Source organism: Legionella gratiana (assembly GCF_001467695.1).
In the GTDB taxonomy this organism is placed as follows: Bacteria; Pseudomonadota; Gammaproteobacteria; order Legionellales; family Legionellaceae; genus Legionella; species Legionella gratiana.
On record NZ_LNYE01000022.1, the window covers coordinates 173,701 to 195,555 of the forward strand.

Below are 21,855 nucleotides of genomic sequence, written 5' to 3' on the forward strand. Positions count from 1 at the left end.
CTCGTTAAGGACGCAACTGCTTTTTCTAGGTTGAAGATTAAAATTAACTTAAATTGGTATTGGTTCGCAAATGAAAAGTTCTGAAATTAGACAAGCATTTTTTGATTATTTCACAAAACAGGGGCATCAATTAGTGGAGTCCAGCTCTTTGATTCCAGCTAATGATCCTACTTTATTATTCACCAATGCAGGTATGGTGCAATTTAAAGATGTATTTTTAGGAGTTGAAACACGATCTTATCAACGTGCAGTTACAGCACAGCGATGTGTTCGTGCTGGCGGCAAACACAATGATTTAGAAAATGTAGGATACACCGCAAGACATCATACTTTTTTTGAGATGTTGGGTAATTTTAGTTTTGGCGATTATTTCAAACGAGAGGCAATAAAGTTTGCTTGGGAGTTTCTAACGCAAGTGATGCATTTGCCTGAGGAACGTCTATGGGTTACGGTTTATAAAGAAGATCAGGAAGCAGAGGACATTTGGTTAAAAGAAATGAAGGTTTCTGCAGCACGTTTTTCGCGATGCGGTGAAAAAGATAATTTTTGGTCTATGGGTGACACAGGCCCCTGTGGACCATGCACTGAAATTTTTTATGATCATGGGGCTGAAGTTCCTGGAGGGCCTCCGGGAAGTCCTGATGAGGATGGAGATCGCTATATCGAGATTTGGAATTTAGTATTTATGCAATTTAATCGAGATAAAGAAGGTCATTTACATCCTTTGCCTAAGCCTTCTGTGGATACCGGTATGGGACTTGAGCGCCTTGCTGCAGTCGTTCAAGGGGTCCATAGCAACTATGAAATTGATACATTTCAATACTTGATTCAATCTATTGCAACGCTTGGAACTATTACTGATTTAAATCACACTTCTTTAAAAGTAATTGCAGATCATATTCGTTCGAGCGCTTTTTTAATTGCTGACGGAGTACTTCCAGGGAATGAAGGTCGGGGTTACGTATTAAGGAGGATTATTAGACGGGCAATAAGGCATGGTAATAAGTTAGGACTGCCAACTCCATTTTTTTCACAGTTAGTAGGGTCTTTAATTACCGTTATGGGGGATGCTTACCCTGAATTGATTCAATCCAAAACCCACATAGAAAGAATTCTTAATCAAGAAGAAAATCAATTTGCTCGTACCTTAGAGCAAGGCCTCCGTTTATTGCAAGAACAAATGCATTCTCTAGGTGGCCATGAAATATCAGGAGAAATCGCATTTAAATTATACGACACCTATGGCTTTCCTATTGATTTAACCGCTGATATTGCTCGAGAGCAAGGTTTATATGTAGATATGAATGGCTTTAATCAATTAATGCAACAGCAAAGAGAACAATCTCAGGCAGCCAGCCAATTTACTGTAGATTATAGTACCAACACTCAATTAGATTACCAATCTGATTTTCATGGTTATGAAAAGAAAGAGGTCGAGGCAAAAATTATTGCATTGCTTCAAGATGGAAATGAAGTTCAAGTGTTGGATCAAGGAATGAAAGGATCGGTGGTGCTTGATCATACTCCTTTTTATGCGGAAAGTGGCGGTCAGGTTGGCGATAAGGGAATGCTGACAAGCACCGATTTTCGATTTCGAGTCGATGACACACAAAAAAAAGGTCAAGCAATAGTGCATTACGGAGAAATGTTGGATGGTACGGCTACTTTGAATCAATTTGTTCATGCACAAATAGATAATGAGCGGCGTGAAGCGATTCGATTAAATCATACAGCAACCCATTTATTACATGCTGCTTTAAAAATGGTAGTAGGTTCGCAAGTCCAGCAAAAAGGTTCTTTGGTTGATGCAGAGCGGGCGCGTTTTGATTTTTCTCATTTTGAGCCATTGACTGCTGAACAAATTCAGGTAATTGAATGCTTAGTTAATGAGCAAATTCGAGCAAACAATCAGGTAGTAACTCGAATTATGGATATTGAATCTGCTAAAAAAAGCGGGGCGGTTGCTCTTTTTGGGGAAAAGTATGCTGATGAAGTACGTGTATTAACTATGGGGGAGTTCTCTAAAGAACTTTGTGGAGGAACTCATGCTCGACGAACGGGTGATATAGGGTTATTTAAAATTACTGCTGAATACGGAATCGCCAGTGGTGTAAGGCGCATCGAGATGATAACAGGTCGTTATGCTTTAGCTTGGGTTAATGAGCAGCAAGCTCTGTTAAATGAATTAGCTTCTTTGTTAAAAACGACAATGAATAATTTATCCGATAAAGTAGGACAGCTTATTGCTGAAAATAAAAGCTTGGAGAAAGAAATTACCAAGTTACAAAGTGAAAAAGTGCAAAAATCGGGCGCCGATCTGGCAAATGAAGTAGAGAAAATTAATGGAGTCAGCTTACTTATCAAGCAATTAGATGATGCAGATAATCAAACCATGCGAACTACTTTAGATCAACTGAAGTCGAGACTTGAGTCTGCTGTAATTGTTTTATTTACTCTGGGGCAAAATAAAATGAATGTGATTGCAGGAGTAAGTAAAAATATCTTAGGTAAAGTACCTACTGCTGCTGCTTTGGTCAAGCATCTGTGTGGTAAAGGTGGAGGACGTGATGATATGGCTCAAGGCGGAGGAGAAATTCCAGCTGATTTAGAGAGCAGACTCAAGGAAATTAGAGAAATGGTATCTCGCTCCTAAGGTGTACTGGCATTGTTGACTTAAGGGTTTTGTCATTTTCGCACTAATGTGCCAAATGTCGCCTTTCGGTATATGATGCATGAATGCTTACCCTCAAAAAATAGGTCCTCGCTTTCGCGAGGACGACAACAAGTTCCTTAAGTCAATGGAAAGAAGATACGGAGATATTATGAGGTTTTTACAGGAGTTTAAAGAATTTGCTATTAAAGGGAATGTTATTGACTTGGCAGTTGCGGTAGTTATTGGTGGTGCCTTCGGTAAAATAACCAGCGCTTTAGTTAGCGGCATTATTATGCCGATTATTGGCTTATTATTAGGTGGAATTAATATTACTAATAAAGCGTTTACTGTGGGTGATGCAGTAGTTAAGTGGGGGGAGTTTCTGCAAACAGTTATCGATTTTACGATTATTTCCTTTTCAATTTTTATAGTGATAAAGGTTTTTTCATTTTTGAAAAAGAAAGAAGAAAAGAAGGAAAAACCTTTATCAAGAGAAGAAATTTTATTAGCTGAAATTCGTGATTTATTGAAAGACAAAACGGACATGAAAAAACAGTAAATAGGGTGCCTAGATGAGCAGCAGCTTCAAATAAATGGCGAAAACGGATAAACAAATTTGGGACAATGCTGCTTTTGATCTTCTTTGTGCCTAAAATCAGAAAATTTATCTTTTTTATCTTCAAATCATTCACCACTACACATTAAGGAAGGTTTGGATTTATGCGATTAGTGTAATTTTCATCCAAAAATGATTCTTTAAGATGATCTTTAAATGTTTGGCTTGCGAACTTTTCTTTTCCATCTTGCACTAGTTCCTTTATCTCTTCAGAGGTTGAGTTCATCAATTTTTCAGAGCGTGTTTTATTAAAAAAGAACCAGTTCCCAGTAAGTGCAAAATTTACTGTATTCGTCAACAAAAATAATCCAGTAACATGTAAAATAAAATTAGTAATTACTTTCATTGCTTTTAAACTAAGATTTCTATTAATACTCAAGGCATTATCAACAAATGTTTGATCTGCTAAACTAATTTCCTGCAACAGCTTTTCTTGATCTTGTTGGGTAGGTGTTTTGTTTAATAAATAAGCGTAACTACTCTTAAATATCTCTGCTTTATACTCTAAAGCCTCTTTCTTTATGCATTCAGATTTACAACTAGGATGATCCTTAGGGCTTTTTGGAATACGCTTTGTGGTGGCAATAAGATACTGGATCACGTCTTCAGTTTTATTGACAATTTGAGTAAATTTTTTACCAGAATCATTATTTTCTAAAATCAAGTTAATAAACTTTTTTTTCCATTCATGTTCAAGTTGTGTGTTACCTACTGCCGCAATTGCACTAAGTTGTTCAAAATTGAGGTTATCTGGAAACTCTTCTTTTTTAGTTTCTGAAGACTCGTTTATTGTTTGATATGCTTCTTTCGCCTTTTCTTCAATCATCCTCCTATAAAATGGTTCTTTAACAATAATCGAGCAATTATCAGCACCAAAGATTTTTTGCCTGAATTCTTCAGGTGTAAAACAAACGTTATACCTTTCATAGAGTTTTTGTGCATCTTTATAAGTTCGGTCATGATCAAAATCTTTGGCGTAGCCCATTTCATGTAATTCCCAGCGAGTTAGATTGCCTGCAATACTATAATGAACCGAATCGCCATGATCTTGATGTGGCATTAACAATACTTTTGTTTTAGTTTCCTTTGGAAATTTTGCTACCATCTGGGAAAAAAATTGATTGTGTAAAATATCATTTTCCATATTATGAGTGGCTAAAAGAGTAGTAGCTGATCTAATATTTTTGCACTTAGTTAAATCATGATACTTAGAGTAAAGCGAACGGAAACTTTTTTCTTGCGCTTGGCCAGGGACAGGTTGATTCGGAAGAATATCTATGGGAATGTTTAAGTCATTAACTTTTTGTGCCACGGCCAAAGCAGTTACTCCACCTCTACTAAATCCTGTTAATCCAATAGCAGTGGCTGTAATTTTTTTACAATCTTTAGGTTCAATCCTACAAATGCCATCTCCGAAAGTGGTACGTAGTTCCTCTAAGTCTAAAATTTGGTCTTTATCAAATGAGTTTCTTATTCTGGATGCAACATTTTCTATTTCGGGAAAAATAACCCCATTACCTATTTCTTTATGATAACAGCCTCGAAAGTAAACCCGGATTACCTCATCTTTCTTAAGGCCCATAGCAATTTCCATATTTTCAGCATTTTGCGTTCCATCTAATCCAGTACCATCAAAATAGAATAATACTTTTTTCGATTCTATAGTATCTTTCGACATTGCTTCCACCTTCTACAACAATACTTCGTATTTTTATATATTTAACCATCTAGATTTAAATTAATACAATCGAATGTATTTATATATAATATAAGGATTGCAAATAACTTATAAATTTCAATAAGTTAATTAGATTAATGTAATGAAATAAAGTTCAAAATTAATCTTTTTAGCCAATGCAAATCACCTCTTTAAAACGAGAGCCGAACTTGATGCACCAAGTTCTTGCTGTTTTATGGCTTACCGCAATACCACGATAAAGTAAACGCTCTTTTTATATCACGATAACTGTCATTAAAACGGCGATAGCTCCATACGACAAAGCTAATTATTTTTAGGAAATCGATATCTTTTTAACTTTTGGGTCCAAATGGATCGATAAAATATTGTTTTTTAGTCTATGGTACAAAGTCCGAACAGTGGATAAAAAACAACTGAATTTAGATGAAGAGTTAGTTACTTTAAGGGATCAATATAAAAAAACACTCCCAGAAAGACCTCGATAGTATGTTGGCTACTGAAGAGATAAAGTTTTATCAATTAAATGAACATCGGTTGACGGACTCAATAATTGCAAAATGTACCCATGCAACGATTTGTTCCTTAGCTAATACTAGAAACAAGCATGTGCTATAGAGCACTCAGTCCCAACACCTCATCATACTGAAACGTGACGAAGAGGTTGTTATCGAATAAGGTTCGTAGGATTTAGATATGAAGCAAGTTAGCAGCATTTAAGTAACTTATTTTCATTTTATCTTCATCATCCAATTGCACAGAATCGAGCCATTGGCTTGCTTTTAAGTTATCTTCGTAAGGGTAGTCAACAGAGAACATGATTCTATCTGTGCTAACTGTGGAAATTGCATGCATCAAGGACGGAGTATCAAAGAAACCACTTGTTGTTAGGAATATATTAGTATTTAAATACTCTGTAATTGTTTTCTTACATTCTAATTTTTCACGCCAACCTTCTTCTTTTAACCGATGATCAAGTCGCCAAGCCCAAAATGCAAGCATTTCCCCCATGTGTCCAATGATAATTTTAAGGTTTGGATACCTATCAAAAAGTCCTGATAGCATTAAGCGCAAAACATGTTCGGCTGTTTCAATATGAAATCCCCATGTTGAGCCATGTAATGCTTGATAGGGTGAATAGGTAGCTACTCTTCCTTCAGGAATGCCTCTGGGATGTATATAAACCGGGATGTTATTGTCATGAATGTATCCCCAAAATTCATCATAAGCCTTGTCATCCAGATATTTTGCAGGTGTATAGTTACTGCTATCATATCCATTAATTAGGCAGCCAACGATTTCTTGAGCACCTTGAATGCGTTCAAGCTCATTGATGGCAAGTTCTGGGGCATAAGTGGGGACGCAGGCAAAGGCACGAAATCGACTTGGGGATCGAGTAACACAGTCTATTAAGTAGTCATTCCACTTTTGGGCGCACGATTCTAATTGCGATGCCAGCGCTAATGATTGCAATCCTGGAGTCGTTACAGAGAGTACTGATAAGTCAATCCCCGCTTCATCCATACTCTCAACTCGTAGCTTATGTATCTCTTTTAAAGCAGCTAAATTTTGACTAAACTCGGGATGGCTTTTGTGTTCCAGAATTAAGTCTTGACCAGGAACAACAATCGCTTCTTCTAAAGCAATCCTTTTCATTTTCAACCCGTTTTATTCATTAATATAGATAAGTCTAGTATATTATTTATGGAATAAAGAATATTTGTTCCATGACTAGCCAAATTTATAAATCAAATGGTGTAAAAGGATTTTATCCTTTAATTGGCTTATCTGTTTTTGGAATGTTTGCTCGTGGTATGGCAATTAACCATGGTAAAAAATATATGATTCATTAATGAATAATGATAAATGTGAAACAAGTAATAAATTGTAGTTTTCAAAAAAATAATTTTTTGCGACATTTATCTTTGGGATCTAGAATTATCCAAATACCTTATAGTTTCAGGGATGAGATTATGTGCTTTTCAGCTTCTGCTAGCTTTACTGCCGCTGGTGTTCTTTCTGCTGTTGGCATTTGTTCCTTATTAAAAGCACGCACCTATCCTTTATATCTGTTTGCTGTAACTCCTTTATTTTTTGCATTACAGCAGGCTTTAGAAGGTATTGTTTGGATTACTTTAATGCAAGGTGATTCTATTAGTCTTTTAAACAAAATAGGGGTTTATGGGTTTCTATTTTTCGCAGGTGTTTTTTGGCCAATTTGGTTATCAGGTTGTTTGTATCTTTTAGAAGATGATAAAAAACGTAAAAAATTACTCTTTATTGTTTTTATCATTGGTATTATTGCAGCAAGTAAAATTTTATTTCGATTAGTTGCTCATGAACATACGGCAGTGATTAGCGAACATCATATTAATTATCCTATGTTTGCATTAACTTATGAGATTACTTCCATTAAACGTGTTTTATATTCCTATACTCTTGATTTAATTTTAACGATGGCATACCTCATAGCAGTAATCGTTCCATTTTTTATTTCCAGTATTAGGGGGATGTGGATTATTGGTGCGGTAACGGCAATAGGTTTTATTGTCGCAGCAGTCTTTTATTCCTTAGCCTTCGGATCAGTTTGGTGTTTTTTTGGTGCCTTAGCAACAATTGCAATTTATTATGTAGTAGTGAACTATAATAATACGCATTTAAAGGGGTGATTTTAATATCATCATAGATCTCATATGAATCCAGGCTGGGCGAATCAATGACTGTTCTTTTTAAGAATAAGGCTTTCCTAGCTTAGTTTAAAAACGCTGAACTGTTCCTTCTGTAGTATGTGTTTGTACTTGTTCTTGTTCGCTATTTTTTTCCTTAATAAAATTAAGCCGTTGTTTTAAATCACCTGTCGGATTGGCCTTCTTACTTATTGTGAGATTATCTATTTCAGTAACTAACTCAGCAGAATCCTTAAAGCCACCGTTATCAATTTTCTTAACAATCTTATCAACATCCGATACATGGTGCCTATTCCAATGACCAGTAAAAAATCGTTTTATTGCACCCCACAAGTTATCTCCTCCTTTAGTATAGAACTGGATCCCGTATAAATGCCACGTATCCTACTTCGCTCATGATATAGGGGGAGTGAGAGCCACTATTATCACAAATAGCTAAGTTTTGCATGAAACGAAAAAAGCATTGATTAATCCCCTAAGTGTCTGTAAATAGGCTATAATTTGATCCAGGAAAGGACATTAACAGGGATTATTATGACTACTGGATTATTAAATTTAATCGCCGTGATTGTTGTTTTTGGGGTGGTTTTATGGCTAATAGATACATTTATTCCTATGCCACCATCCATTAAAAGTCTGTTAAATGTATTAGTGCTGATTATTTTAGTTATTTATATTTTACAGTTTTTTGGTTTGATTAAAACAATATTACCTATGATTAAAATTTTAAAATAAATGCACTAACTTTATCTTTTATAGGACAGCTGCAAGTTTTGGTTATTCTGTATTTAGGTGTTTCAGTGCAATTTAAAAATACATTCATATGTTGCCCATTTTTTTATAAAGAAAAAAGGGTAGGCGAGTAATGATTGCCATAATTGCTCGCCAGAAGAAAGGATAATAGATCATTCTTTTGTTTTTACTTAGGGCCTTTAGGCAGGTTTTTGCACAAGAATAGGGCGGTGCAGCATAAAAAACTCCAGGTACACCATAGGTTTGTTTTGTATCAATAAAGCCCAGTCGAGCTATAGTGATGTGCTGATTATTAGGCGCAGCCTGTTGTAAACCCTGTAGGTAAATTTCAATGCTTGCTTTACTCGCCCCATACAGACTGTTTTTGGCACGTCCACGACATGCGGCAACAGAGCTTAAAAACAATAAATGATATTCTTTTTGTGGGCGCTTGAAGTAAGAGTGGATAAGCAAGGTAGTGGTTAAAATGTTTGTTTTTATAAGTTGAGTAATTGTTTCTGCATTCAAATGCAAGTTATCGGTGCAATCACTGTGCGCCATAAACACATCGAGCTCACGCTCTTCATTTTGCAGAACTGTAAGTAATTTATCAACTTGCTGCGCTAGATCTACAAGGATTACATCACAGCGTACTTGATATCGCAGTCTGATATCATTCGCAATAATATTGAGCTGATTGATCTGACGTCCAACGAGTAATAATTGATGCCCAGATTGAGCTGCAATATGGGCAAATTTTTCCGCAATAATAGAGGATGCACCTACAACAAGCCATGTTCGTTGTCTCATTTTATTATCCCTAATCGTGTTGCGAGATCAGAATGCATAGTACATGCATGATGTTTTAGTGTTTCTGAAAACTGTTTATGGTTTTCATACATTTTTTTATATTGCGCTTCATTTAAAAGTAAATCTTTAGCTAAATAAATGCGACCATTTAGTTCTGTGATTAGTTGATTCATTATGGAAATGGTCTGTTTTGCGGCGGAATTATGAATAAAATCTACTGCTAGAGTAAAACCTGGTTTACAAAAAGACAGCAAACCTTCTCCAGATCGATTAAAAAATTTCAGTACTGCAAGCGTGGGTGTCGCATTGTAAGTTCGCATTATTTGAATGAAACGCTCTAAGATTGTTGTTACATTCTCTGTGTCAAAAACCGCTTGAAATTGAATTAATCCTTTAGGGCCATACAGCCTATTCCAGTGCTTTATCTTATCAAGTGGATTATTAAATTGTTCGAGTGTGAGTTTTTCCTCTTCTTTTTTACTCTTAAAAAAATATCGATTAAATAATTTCATGTTCCAAGACCTAATCAAAGAAAAAGGAATTTTAGGTACAGTATAAGGTTTATGTTCTTTAATATTAAAAGACTCACAGTGATTCGCTATAGACAGGATGGCGTGTGGCATGGGGTTTAATAAATCAAGCCAAGCGACTTGATAATCATAATGAATTCCATCACTTAACATAAATTCAGTAAGTGCTCTTAGTGATTGAAATTGCATGTGTTTTGCAGCAATAAACCGGGAGGCTTTTTTAAGACGGAGAGTAGCACGAGTAATAATACCAGTAAGTCCTAAGCCCGCGATTGTAGCGTGAAATAAATCGCTATTTTCGTTGCGGTTGCAGTGAATTTTATTATTAGCAATTAATAAATCAAAACTAATAAGATGATGTCCAAAACTACCTGCTTTATGATTGTTTTTTCCATGAACATCATGAGCGATCCCTCCTGCAACAGTAGCATGTACTGTGCCAGGGAGAACTGGAGGAATGAAATCGGGATGCAATAAAAATAAGTCTTTAAGTGGTACTCCACCTTGGCAGATAACAATCCCAGTTTGAGAATCAAAGTCAATAAAATGATTCAATCGTTCACTGTCGATAATATAACCATTAGTATTAAAGCAACTGTCGTTATAGCTTAATCCTGAACCACGCACGAGTAGTTTTTGTTGCGGATTATGAGCGATATAATCCGCAAGCTGTTCTTCATTATCAGGTCGTAAGCAAAAAGATGGGCTTTTTCCACGGCTGAAATTAGAAAGAATTTGTTTTTTGCTATACATTTCTAATGTCCGCAAATTAATCGGGATATTTAAGACTATAATTCATTTAGAAAACCATTGAAAAGAGAATTATCATGAAAACTCTAATTGTCTTTTTAAGCTTCATTTTTTCGTGTTCTGTTTTTGCAGCAATTATTCCTCAAGATAGTTTGGGTGCGCAAAAATACGATAGATCTCAGTGTCTTAATAATACGACTCAAGATTGTATTAACTCCCAATGCTTGACGTCCGAGCAAATGGATTGCCAGGATAATTGCCGAAACATGGCACAAGCAAAATGTCAGCAAGAAATTAATGAGTAAATTTTTTGACTATGTTTTCTCAGGATTTTAACAATCCACATAGTCGAAATTTTGACAAGGTTTGCGTCAAAATCCAAGACATTTTATTTTTATAATGAGCTATCTCGAATCGTTTTAACTTGATGAATGACTTAAAGAATGGGCAGTATTTCGTGAAAGCTGCTGATTGTTATTCATCAGACTAGAGTTGGAACAGTTATTGCAGGATATACGTCAAAGTAGTGAATTTGTGCAGAAATAGTGTATGAAAAAAGTACGATGATGTACTAGGAGAGAATATCATGTCTAAAGAGAAGCAAAACATCAGTGATGAAGCTTCTGACCTGAGAAATTTATCACATTCAAAACCTATTCAAGTCATAGCAGTTTCTGCCGGTAAAGGAGGAGTGGGCAAGAGCAATGTTGCTGTTAATCTAGCAGTCGGGTTAGCTCAACTTAATAAGAACGTAATGTTGCTTGATGCTGACCTAGGGTTAGCAAATATTGATATCATGCTGGGACTGCATGTTAAATACAATTTATCACATGTGATTCGAGGAATTTGTCATTTAAGTGATGTTATCTTACCTGGACCTTATGGTCTTAGTGTTATTCCTGCAGCTTCGGGCACGGAGTTTATGACTCAACTTTCTCCCCCAGAGTTAGCAGGGCTTATTGATGCATTTAATGAACTGACTGATGACTTAGATTATATGATTATTGATACGGCAGCTGGAATTTCTGATACTGTATTAAGCTTTATTCGTTCTTCACAAGAATTAATTGTAATTGTTTGTGATGAACCTACCTCTTTAACCGATGCATATGCTTTAATTAAAGTAATGAATAAACGTTATGAATGGACTCGATTTCATATTTTGGCTAATATGGTGAGCAATGAGAAAGAAGGACGAGATTTATTTAATAAACTATTTAAAGTTTCTGAGCAATTTCTGGAGGTTCAGCTAGACTATTTAGGGGGGGTTCCATTCGATGTACATATACATAAAGCGATAAAAATACAAAAACCTGTGTTAATTGCTTATCCTGAATCTGCTTCTGCATTAGCACTAAAACGGTTGGCAGAAGAGATATCTGAATGGTCACCTAGTTCTTTATTAGGTGGTAATACCAGCTTCTTTTTAGAGCGTTTGATAACAGGTGAATTTTAAGGAGATTATTGTGGATGCTTTGGCTGCTTATAGCAAAGTCAACCAGCAAATCCAAGAAACGCTGGTAAAAAATCATGCTTTGTTGGTTAAACGCATAGCTCACCACTTATTGGGACGCTTACCTCAAGGGATACAACTCGATGATTTAATCCAAGCTGGAATGCTTGGCTTGTTGGAGGCGGCGAGACATTACGATTCGTCAAAGGGTGCTTCATTTGAAACTTATGCAGGAATTCGTATAAGAGGCTACATACTTGACGAGGTACGACGTAATGATTGGGTCCCCCGTTCAGTACATCGAAATGCGCGACTGATTTCTGAAGCCGTTAAATATGTGGAGCATCGATTAGGAAGAGAGGCTAAGGATTCAGAGATTGCTGCGGAACTTGGTGTGTCACTGGAAGAATATCATGAAATGCTGCAAGATTCCGTCAGCAGCCATTTATATGGTTTTGAAGATTTAGGGGTTACTGATGACGCACTACAAATAGATGAGGAATGTGCCTCTACTGAACCTCATGTCAATGTATTTCGTAATGACTTATTGAAACGTTTATCCGAAGTTATTCGTGGATTACCTCATAAAGAAAAAATGGTTTTGTCATTATATTATGAGCAGGATTTAAATTTAAAAGAAATTGGAGAGGTTATAGGAGTGAGTGAATCTCGTGTTTCACAAATTCTTAGCCAGGCAACACATCGTATAAAATCACGCTTACCGGAATAAATGAAGGAAATTAGACTTAATACTAACTATCTATCAAATTTTTATTCCTAGTTTTAATTAAATTTCATGCAAATAGATTTTTAAGCTCCCCTCAAATATTGGATTTAATTTTTTTCAACAAGTATATATAATTAGCACTTGGTAAATAGTTTTAAATTGAAACTTAGTTTATGGTGATGTTTATGCCTAAAAGTTATAAAAAAATACACGATCAAATAGCAAAACGATATCAGCTCAATTACTTGAAAGATCCTACCTCCAATGCTTTGGCTGAAGATATTAACGATCTTACGCTTGATGATATTATTTGTTTATTAGAAGAGATCAGAGATACTCCAGAGCTAATCAAATTATCTATTTCCTTATCGAGAAGAAGTGATTTATTTGATAAGTTGATCCTTATGAAAGGAGCTGTACCCCATGAATGGGTTTTAAGATTGCATACATATAATATGGTGGCTCAATGTGAGGAACCTGGTTATGTAATCAGTAACTTGAATCGAAAAATAAGAGATGATGAGAATCACATTCATGAACATAGTTGGCAACTTGCTTCTCGATTTTTGATGGGCGGTTTTAGGAATCATCAGTATGCAAAAACTGAAGATGGTCCTTTATTTAATCGCTTTAATTTAGTTCCTACCAGTAAAGATGGCGTATCGGGGGAGAAATCTTCTAGAAAGGCAGTATTTGAAGGCAAAACAGGTATCAAAGAAATCAGCGATGAATTATATCAGCAAGGTGATTTAGTACATTATCCAATAGAAATTCCCCATAAAGTCGATACTAATCTTGCTTCTTATGTAGGAATGACGATAACGTTAGCACATACCTCGGAACGTCACCATGAAAATTCTATCTTCTATGAGCAAACACAAGACATGGAAGCCAATTATGAAAATAATGAGCTGGCTGTTGAAGCTCAAAAATATACAGAAGAAGAGCATCTTGATGCGATAAATACAGCGATCACTACCCTAAAGCTTTTGAAATTATGTGATCAATTAGCGGAAGCAGGCTTTGAACGTTTTGATCGACATGTTGATCCAATTACAAAACAGTTTTCTCCAAATAATGTTCTTGAAACAGAATTATTACCAACAATTGCTATGTTGATATTACAAGAAAATGATACGTTTGTAGAATACCCAATGACAGCGGAATTATGCGGGAAATCTCAAAGTGAAATTCAAAATTTGATGACAAAGCATGCGAAGAGGAGTGAGGCATTAAAAAAGCTTATTAATAATGCAATTACAGAGATGCATGAATCATCTTTGCTGCAACTTATCAAAGTATCTCAGCATAATCTAATTGAAAATTTATATACAGATTCTCCTAAAACTTTAGCTGAGGATGCGCTGAACGTACTAGAAAGAAGAAAAAAAGAGGTGCCGAAACATGTAATTAGTAGGACTCTGGGATTTTTTTCTCCTGTACAAACGAACATAGGGACTGAAGAGACAGAACTCAAGGGGCAATTTATGAAAAAGGGAACAGAAATTAATTCTGTGAGTTTGGTTTTGAATTAAGTTTCACTCTAGAAGAAATAACGCCGCTGTTTTTTTACTTATTTTCACGGTAAAATCTGCGGTTTATCTTTGGCTATGCTCATGTAAAATCGTAGATTGTATGCCATGAAGCGGATCTAAGAAATTTGTGTTTTTTAAATCTAAATTCAGTTTTATTGCATCAACTACATTATGAGGCATTAACCTAATCACTATTTTTTAAGAGACATTATATGTTAGAAGTGAATCAAATTAGCCTTAATCTAGTGGATCTAGATAAGCGAGTATCAGCACTTAGGGGGTATCTTTGACTTTGATGCGAAACGTGAGCGTTTGGAAGAAGTTGTTCGTGAATTAGAGTCATCTACGATTTGGGATAATCCTGATGTGGCCCAAGCATTGGGCCGTGAGCAAACTCAGCTTGAGGCTCTTGTTTCTACTCTAACTCAATTAGGTCAATCCATTACTGATTTGAATGAATTATTTGAAATGGCTCGTGAAGAAAATGATGAGCAAGCAATCAATGAAATTAATGAAGAATTACAGACCATAGAAAAAAAAGTAGCTGATTTAGAGTTTCGGCGTATGTTTTCAGGGAAAATGGATGATTCCAATGCCTATTTGGACATACAATCCGGATCTGGTGGTACTGAAGCGCAGGATTGGGCTGAGATGTTATTACGCATGTATTTGCGCTGGGGTGAGCAACATGGATTTACAACGGAACTTATTGAATGTTCGCCTGGAGATGTTGCCGGTATTAAAAGCGCTACTGTTTATTTTCAAGGTGAGTATGCTTTTGGGTGGTTGCGTACTGAGACAGGAGTGCATCGCTTAGTACGAAAGTCACCTTTCGATTCAGGAAACAGGCGCCATACCTCTTTTGCTGCGGTTTTTGTCTCACCTGAAATAGATGATGATATTGATATAGAAATTAACCCAGCTGATTTACGCATTGATACATACCGAGCTTCTGGAGCGGGTGGCCAGCATGTAAACCGAACTGATTCTGCGGTACGAATAACGCATGCACCAAGCGGTATTGTGGTACAATGTCAGACTGATCGAAGTCAACATCGCAATAAAGATCAGGCTATGAAGCAATTGCGTGCTAAGTTGTATGAATTGGAAATGCAAAAGAAAAATGCAGAGCAGCAAGCATTAGAAGCCAGTAAATCTGATATAGGTTGGGGATCCCAGATTCGTTCTTATGTTTTGGATCAATCTCGTATTAAAGATCTACGTACTGGTGTTGAAACAAGTAATACCCAAGCTGTTTTGGATGGTGCATTAGATCAATTTATTGAAGCCAGTTTAAAGGCAGGAGTAGGGCAGCATGACTGAAGAACAAGTAGAACATTTAGATGAAAGTGAAGTTTACCATATTCGTAAACAAAAATTAGCAGAACTAAGAGCCCAAGGTTTTAATTTTCCAAACCAATTTCGCCGTGAACATTTAGCTCAGGAACTCATAAAAGAGTATGACTCATTAGATAAAGAAACATTAGCACAGAAACATATCAAAGTATCTGTAGCAGGTCGAATCGTTTTAAGACGGATTATGGGTAAGGCGAGCTTTTTTCATATTCAAGATTTTTCTGGACGCATACAAGTATATATTCGAGCTAATGATCTTCCAGAACAGTATGAACAGTTTAAACATTGGGATTTGGGGGATATCGTTGGTGTTGGTGGAGAATTATTTAAAACAAATACAGGTGAGCTTACAGTAAATGCAGAGAGTATTGAATTATTAACCAAATCATTGCGGCCTTTACCGGACAAATTTCATGGCTTGGCCGATCAAGAAATGAGATATCGCAAACGTTATGTGGATTTAATTGCTAATGATGAAAGTCGCGTCACTTTCTTAATAAGATCGCGATTAATTCAAGCGCTTAGACAATTTATGGATAAGAATTATTTCTTGGAAGTTGAAACTCCAATGATGCATCCTATTCCTGGTGGTGCCTTGGCGCGTCCCTTTGTGACCCATCATCATACCTTGGATATGACCATGTATTTACGTATTGCACCTGAGCTTTATTTAAAGCGTCTCGTTGTGGGTGGTTTTGAGCGTGTTTACGAAATAAATCGTAATTTCCGTAATGAAGGCATTTCAACTCGTCATAATCCTGAGTTTACCATGGTTGAGTTTTATCAAGCTTATGCAGACTATAAGGATTTGATGAATTTTACTGAGGAAATGATACGTTATCTTTGTAATACAGTATTAGAAAGACGTCAGGTAGAATATCAAGGTCAAATTCTTGATTTTGATAAGCCATTTGCACGAATGACCGTGAAAGAGGCAATTTTACATTATCATCCTGAAATCAATGTGAAGCAGTTAGAAAGTGTAGTTTCCTGTCGCACTTTATTGGAAGAAAAAAAGCTACCCTATAAGGAAACTGACGGTATAGGAAAATTGCAAATTATCTTATTTGAAGAAACCGTTGAGCACCAACTGTTTCAGCCTACGTTTATCACAGGTTATCCTACAGAAATATCACCATTAGCACGCCGCAGTGATCAGGATCCGGAGTTGACCGATCGTTTCGAATTTTTTATTGCCGGGCGTGAAATTGCCAATGGTTTTTCTGAGTTAAATGATGCAGAGGATCAAGCAGAACGTTTTCGTAAACAAGTTGCAGAAAAAGATGCAGGGGATATGGAAGCGATGCATTTTGATAGTGATTATATCGAAGCTTTGGAATATGGATTGCCTCCTACTGCAGGGGAAGGGATAGGTATTGATCGATTAGTGATGTTATTTACTAATTCACAGTCAATCCGCGACGTTATTCTGTTCCCTCATTTGCGACAATAACTCACATTAAGTGAATAAGACATCATCCCGAACAAAGCGAGGGATCTCCCTGATGTGGCATTGTGCTAAACCAAGGAGATCCCTTGCTTTGTTCGGGATGACGGTTTTGCGGACATACTTATTCTAAATTTAAAAAAAGGACTAATAATAAAAATATCAGGAGGATCTGGTTGTGACTTACTTCCAAAAAGTAATTGCATACATTCGAGAAACACAGGAAATGGCTTTATTTGCCACTATGGCAGATGCAAGATTATCAGCAGCGTTTCGCACATCACCGTTGTTTTATATCATGTTGCCTTTTATAGGCTTTTTATTAACTCTGAATGCCATGGCCAATGGATATCAACTTGCAAGAGCCAATAATAGGAATTTTGATCGGTGGTTCTTTTTTATTACTTCTATGACTTGCGCTACTTTAGCGAGCATCTCGCTTTATGGGGCAGCATTATCTGAAATTCTAAGTTTTACCTTTGCTGCAGGCCCCTGGTTCTTTTTTAGCAGTTTAATTGTTGGTTTAGCCAGTCAGTTAGTGATGTTTGGATTAAATTTACATAGAGTTTCTGAGTCACCTAAAGGAAGCATCCAACAGGCACATTATATTCAAGCTACTTTTAATAATGCATTTGTTCTGAGTTTATTAACGACAGTTTTAGGAGCAGTTATTTTTGTGATGCTTTTCCCTGCTGTTGCTCCTGCAGCTGGTTCTGCTTTTGCAATAACAGCAGTAGTTCTGACCGCTTTGGATATCTTATGGCAAGTGATGCCTCAAAATCAAAAACAAAAAGTGAAAGAATGGTTTAATATAAATAAGCCGGATTTGGAGCAAGATGCAACGGCGAGTCAAAAGCAGCATGAGAAGTATGCAAACATCATCAATGATGAAAAAGAACCTCAACATCATCGACTATTTACGCGCTGTGATTACAGTGCAGTGATTAGAACGATGAAGGTCGATGAAGCAAAAAATTATTTGTCAACGCTCATTCAGTATAAATTAAATACATTTGGAAGACATATCAGTTTACACGATGAAAAAACGAAGGATAAGGTTTTCCTTTTAAACCAATTATTAAATGTTATAGAAGGTTCTGTTGAAATTTCTAGAAAAGATATTATGGCAATGTATCCTTTAGCTTTTCAAAGTTTCTGGGCTGAAAAAGGGGAAGTAGAACAATTATTTGATGCAGTAATTATGTTGCAGAATAAGTGTCGAACTGAAGAAATTAGAACGTTGCGTGCTGTAATTTCTTGTTAGCAGTGATGATATATCAATGAATAGGATAAAATTCACTCAAACGTTTATTTAACGTGAGTTCGATATAAAAATAAAGATATCGAACTGAGTTTATTTAGAACTCATGTTATTTAATCTATATTATTAGTTAAAAATTTTTTTATAATTTTATCCAGAGAGTGAAGATGTCTTTTAAATACCGTGCAATTACAGCAAATTGTGGCAATGATGCAATTGGGTCCGTAGCCAGTCAACAAATTACTGATTTACTTATAAAGGATGAAGCTGATTTTTTTATCGTTAATTGTCAGGAAACTGATTTTAATAAAACCAAAGAGCAATTAGAAAGTCGAACTCCCAAGGGGTATACAATAGAATGCTTGTCTCAAATGGCGACTCATACTAAATTTGGAACGCAATTCCATCATAACACGGGAATTACCTCATTTATTATTTACAAAAAGGATCTGATAATTAGTTCGATTCATGTTGTTGAGGCACGACGTGAAGAGAGTCGATTAAAAGGTGGCTCTGGATACAATAAAGGCGGTTTAGTGACCGATTTTACCATCACCGGATCTGATGGTAAAGGTATTAAGATACAAACAGTTAGTGGCCATTTGGATGCAAGTAAAAAGATAAAACGTAATCAAGATTGGCATACTCTTTATAAGGCAACCTTAAAAAACGTAAAAACATGGGATGATCTTGTTGATGCTTGTCCTCATTTATTGCTTTCTGGCTATGATGCAAATACTAGAAATCAACTTGATGATGAGGATAACGAGAAGAACATGTGGGATAGTCCTGATGATTATCCAGAAATACAGGCACTTTATCATGCTTCGCTTGGAGGAGTCCATTATAGTAGGCAGTATACCTACAATCATGTGTTTGAACCTCATGATGTGAGGGACCCTAATCGACTTGGTTATGCAGCACGGGGAATGTTGGACTTTGTTGGGGTTTCTGATGGTCGTATCGGTCAGAAAGAAGTCATCACGAATCAGCAAGTTATTCAAATCCAACCTGAGAATGGTACAAGGCGAGATCACAGTGTGATTGTTAGTCCCATCCAAGATTACACACTACTTTCTCCTTTTGAACGCGTTAAAAATCAAGTTGCCGCTCGATTACAAGGCGTGGCGCCTCAATTGGCTTGTGACATTCGTGCATTTAAAGAAAATGAGAAAGAAAAATTAGTAGAAATCTATAAGGATTACTTAAATCCCGATGGATTATTAGATAAAGCGATTGCTTTACATACAAGAAAATTGGAAAGTTTTAATCGCCTCAATGGCCTACTGATAAATAGCTCCATTCAACAAGAGATTGCCGATGTTCTATTTGGCGAATGGTTTACAGGAAATGCAAAAAAAGACAGGCAGCAACAAGAATTAATGCGCGCATTTCTGGATTCCTTGAGTTCTTGTGCACATGAATCAGGGATGGGCGTTCGTCTGAGTTTATATAAACAATTGAAAAGTAAGATTACTAAAAATGAACCAATAAATGCTGTAGATGAGTTTAAAAATTTGGCAGTTAATCATTATATCAAACTATATAATTCATTTGCCGAAGCTTTAGAAAAAGAAAACAAGAACGATTTTATGCTTGACTTGAAGGAAAGAGGTGCAAACATTTTAAAACAACTTGATATGATTGCACATCATAAAGATCTTAATGCATTGAAAAAATTAGATCCCAATAAACTCGATATGCTCACTCATATTGTTGAGCGATGTGGCGATGCTTATGAGAAGTTAGAGAGAGGTGAGAAAACAGAACCGGTTACAGAGGAGTTAACTCAATTGTCTCATGAGGCTAGAGGAAGCAGCTCTATCCTTTGGCAAGCTTTAGGGGATTCTTTAGATTTATTTGTGCGTCTGATTTCATTTATTTCTCGTTTATTATCCAATGGAGAAACTTCCGCTAGTGCTGAAAATACCAGTTTAGAAATTGTTCAGGATAAAAGACTGTCTGATTCTATACTAGACTATAAAACCGCTTTAAAAGCGATGACTCCTCAAGATGAGGATGGAGAGCAAAACGAAAATGAAATGGATTTAAGATAGATAAAGCATCCTTGCTTTATAACTTCTTTTAGATGTGGTTGCCCTAAGTTTTATTAATGTTTTGGCAGTGCTACAAATAAGGAGCCTGCGTGATTTAGCTCATTTGCCTCTATACCAGCTTGGTCACCTTCTCCCTTATAAACGTCCACATGTGCCCCCATAATGGCGCCGCCTGCGTCTTGAGCCACACACCATGAAGTAGCTTTTTGACAGTTATAGATAAAATTCATTCCAATAGGAATGACCTTGTGATCTGTTGCGCAAGAAGCGTGTGGTGTTAGAGAAATATTTTCTGAGCCGTAAGGTCCACCAGCTTCTTTAGCAAAAAATACAAAGCTTTGATCGCGATTTCGTAAGTCGGTAGCTCTATTGCGGTTAAGAGGGTTATCTAGATATTTGCGGATTAGCTTTTCTGATGCAGCACTTTGCTTAATTTTTTTAGATACATTACAGCGCAACTTTGCTTCATCATGACATTTAGGATCTTTAGCACAACGTTCTATTGTATCAAGATTGCCCCCGCAGGTTGGATCTTGGGCGCATTGGACTATACGGCCAAGCATGGTGCGTGGTCTACCGTTGGCGCCATCGTAATTGAGACGAAATAATTGACCATCAAGAATTAATGAACCAGATCCTTGAAGCATTAAAAAAGATGGGTCATTGGGATCTTTAACATAGCCAATTACATATTGTGGATTTAAAGCTCCATGATCAATTTCTTCTCGGTCTGGCACTACAGAGTATGTGCCATCGGCATTTTTCAGACAAAATCCACGTACCATTTTGGTAAGTGGGTCAACGCCGCAAAGAGGCGCTTTTAAATTAAATTTTTTGCATTCCAAAGCGACATTTACAACGCCTGGATTACTATAGATAGGATGTACAAATGCTCCACCACGTTTGGTACGGGCTTCAATAGCGGTTGGGGCGTAATAGGCCGTAAATTGAAATTCACCTTTTTTAAATCCTGCATGATTTTCTGGCCAGCCATCGCTTTTATACCAGTCAAATTCCGTTTTGATGTTCGATAAAAATTTTTGAAAATTGCCATCAGCAGCTTTTGCAAGCATGAGCATTTTTTTGTTAGTATCAAGACACCATTCTCGGCGCTTGAATTTATGTCCAGCAATGGTCACTGTCTGAAATCCACCATAGTTTTTATTGCAGTTTTCGATCTGATTATTTAATGCTTTAATCACTTCATCCATATTGCCCACGGGGTTATTTGACGGCAATTCTGATGCGGAAATTTTATGAAATTTAAAGCGCAATACACCAGGCTCTTTGGCGGCCATTTTCTGTCTGGTGGTAAAGTCTGCGAACCTTCTAATATCTAAACAGCGCTGGATTGGATCAGCAGGCAGGGCTGCTTGAGCAATGATGCTAAAAGTCATGAGTGCCATTATTAAAGCTGATTGAAACATGGGTATCCTTTACTATGAAAGATTCGGAAAAAAAGTAATTCTTAGAGCTTACAGGAGATGCGACTGAGACTCAAATCTGATTTTTAATGTTCTGTATTAGTTGAACTTGAGATACACA

19 protein-coding genes are annotated in these 21,855 nt (G+C 36.4%); 13 read left to right on the forward strand and 6 right to left on the reverse strand.

Features of this window, described 5'->3' with window-relative positions:
• Positions 1 to 70: 70 nt before the first annotated feature.
• Positions 71 to 2,653 (forward strand): alanine--tRNA ligase, encoded by a 2,583-nt coding sequence (gene alaS / locus Lgra_RS08585; protein WP_058498853.1) that lies wholly within the window; start codon positions 71 to 73, stop codon positions 2,651 to 2,653.
• A 169-nt stretch (positions 2,654 to 2,822) separates the two neighbouring features.
• Positions 2,823 to 3,212 carry a large-conductance mechanosensitive channel protein MscL gene (mscL, locus tag Lgra_RS08590; RefSeq protein WP_058498854.1) on the forward strand — a complete coding sequence of 130 codons (390 nt, stop codon included), beginning with the start codon at positions 2,823 to 2,825 and terminating at the stop codon, positions 3,210 to 3,212.
• Between the two features lie 142 nt (positions 3,213 to 3,354).
• Here the strand turns inward: mscL and Lgra_RS08595 are convergent, their stop codons facing one another.
• Together Lgra_RS08595 and Lgra_RS08600 are read right to left on the reverse strand one after the other, a co-directional pair.
• Positions 3,355 to 4,863 (reverse strand): hypothetical protein, encoded by a 1,509-nt coding sequence (locus Lgra_RS08595; protein WP_131743503.1) that lies wholly within the window; start codon positions 4,861 to 4,863, stop codon positions 3,355 to 3,357.
• 792 nt (positions 4,864 to 5,655) lie between these two features.
• Positions 5,656 to 6,621 (reverse strand): amidohydrolase family protein, encoded by a 966-nt coding sequence (locus Lgra_RS08600; protein WP_058498856.1) that lies wholly within the window; start codon positions 6,619 to 6,621, stop codon positions 5,656 to 5,658.
• A gap of 71 nt (positions 6,622 to 6,692) precedes the next feature.
• Between Lgra_RS08600 and Lgra_RS18465 the strand changes: the two genes are divergently transcribed.
• Together Lgra_RS18465 and Lgra_RS08605 are read left to right on the forward strand one after the other, a co-directional pair.
• Positions 6,693 to 6,818 carry a hypothetical protein gene (locus Lgra_RS18465; RefSeq protein WP_274519565.1) on the forward strand — a complete coding sequence of 42 codons (126 nt, stop codon included), beginning with the start codon at positions 6,693 to 6,695 and terminating at the stop codon, positions 6,816 to 6,818.
• Between the two features lie 120 nt (positions 6,819 to 6,938).
• A complete protein-coding gene (locus tag Lgra_RS08605; RefSeq protein ID WP_058498857.1) occupies positions 6,939 to 7,634 on the forward strand; it encodes a DUF6629 family protein in 696 nt (231 codons plus the stop codon).
• 87 nt (positions 7,635 to 7,721) lie between these two features.
• On the opposite strand, the gene Lgra_RS08610 is transcribed toward Lgra_RS08605, so the two are convergent.
• Positions 7,722 to 8,015 (reverse strand): DUF5617 domain-containing protein, encoded by a 294-nt coding sequence (locus Lgra_RS08610; protein ID WP_274519567.1) that lies wholly within the window; start codon positions 8,013 to 8,015, stop codon positions 7,722 to 7,724.
• A gap of 171 nt (positions 8,016 to 8,186) precedes the next feature.
• On the opposite strand from Lgra_RS08610, the gene Lgra_RS08615 reads away from it, so the two are divergent.
• A complete protein-coding gene (locus Lgra_RS08615) occupies positions 8,187 to 8,387 on the forward strand; it encodes a Thivi_2564 family membrane protein (protein WP_058498859.1) in 201 nt (66 codons plus the stop codon).
• Positions 8,388 to 8,471: 84 nt separating this feature from the next.
• On the opposite strand, the gene Lgra_RS08620 is transcribed toward Lgra_RS08615, so the two are convergent.
• Entirely contained in the window at positions 8,472 to 9,194 is a 723-nt protein-coding gene (locus tag Lgra_RS08620) for an SDR family NAD(P)-dependent oxidoreductase (protein ID WP_058498860.1), read from the reverse strand.
• The gene (locus tag Lgra_RS08625) at positions 9,191 to 10,477 is read right to left on the reverse strand and encodes an FAD-binding oxidoreductase (protein WP_058498861.1); all 1,287 of its coding nucleotides are present in this window, start codon (positions 10,475 to 10,477) and stop codon (positions 9,191 to 9,193) included. The genes Lgra_RS08620 and Lgra_RS08625 overlap by 4 nt, the downstream gene beginning before the upstream one ends.
• A 74-nt stretch (positions 10,478 to 10,551) precedes the next feature.
• Between Lgra_RS08625 and Lgra_RS08630 the strand changes: the two genes are divergently transcribed.
• The 8 genes from Lgra_RS08630 (at position 10,552) to Lgra_RS08665 (ending at position 20,310) form a co-directional block, all read left to right on the forward strand.
• Entirely contained in the window at positions 10,552 to 10,779 is a 228-nt protein-coding gene (locus Lgra_RS08630) for a hypothetical protein (protein ID WP_058498862.1), read from the forward strand.
• Between the two features lie 281 nt (positions 10,780 to 11,060).
• The gene (locus Lgra_RS08635; protein WP_058498863.1) at positions 11,061 to 11,930 is read left to right on the forward strand and encodes a MinD/ParA family protein; all 870 of its coding nucleotides are present in this window, start codon (positions 11,061 to 11,063) and stop codon (positions 11,928 to 11,930) included.
• A gap of 10 nt (positions 11,931 to 11,940) precedes the next feature.
• Complete coding sequence (locus Lgra_RS08640; protein ID WP_058498864.1) at positions 11,941 to 12,657, forward strand: RNA polymerase sigma factor FliA; 717 nt, start codon at positions 11,941 to 11,943, stop codon at positions 12,655 to 12,657.
• A gap of 182 nt (positions 12,658 to 12,839) precedes the next feature.
• Positions 12,840 to 14,189 carry a hypothetical protein gene (locus Lgra_RS08645; RefSeq protein WP_058498865.1) on the forward strand — a complete coding sequence of 450 codons (1,350 nt, stop codon included), beginning with the start codon at positions 12,840 to 12,842 and terminating at the stop codon, positions 14,187 to 14,189.
• Positions 14,190 to 14,401: 212 nt separating this feature from the next.
• Positions 14,402 to 15,512 (forward strand): peptide chain release factor 2 gene (gene prfB / locus Lgra_RS08650; protein ID WP_115385398.1). Its coding sequence is split into 2 segments (ribosomal slippage): positions 14,402 to 14,476 and positions 14,478 to 15,512, totalling 1,110 coding nucleotides; the frame shifts between segments, so codons are not numbered across the junction.
• Positions 15,505 to 16,998 carry a lysine--tRNA ligase gene (lysS, locus tag Lgra_RS08655; RefSeq protein ID WP_058498866.1) on the forward strand — a complete coding sequence of 498 codons (1,494 nt, stop codon included), beginning with the start codon at positions 15,505 to 15,507 and terminating at the stop codon, positions 16,996 to 16,998. Before prfB ends, lysS begins: the two co-directional genes overlap by 8 nt.
• 172 nt (positions 16,999 to 17,170) lie before the next feature.
• Positions 17,171 to 18,256, forward strand: coding sequence for a hypothetical protein (locus Lgra_RS08660; RefSeq protein WP_172468388.1), 1,086 nt, complete (start codon positions 17,171 to 17,173; stop codon positions 18,254 to 18,256).
• A gap of 164 nt (positions 18,257 to 18,420) precedes the next feature.
• Positions 18,421 to 20,310 (forward strand): hypothetical protein, encoded by a 1,890-nt coding sequence (locus Lgra_RS08665; protein ID WP_058498867.1) that lies wholly within the window; start codon positions 18,421 to 18,423, stop codon positions 20,308 to 20,310.
• Between the two features lie 53 nt (positions 20,311 to 20,363).
• Here the strand turns inward: Lgra_RS08665 and Lgra_RS08670 are convergent, their stop codons facing one another.
• Entirely contained in the window at positions 20,364 to 21,737 is a 1,374-nt protein-coding gene (locus Lgra_RS08670; RefSeq protein WP_058498868.1) for an MltA domain-containing protein, read from the reverse strand.
• Positions 21,738 to 21,855 lie beyond the last annotated feature (118 nt).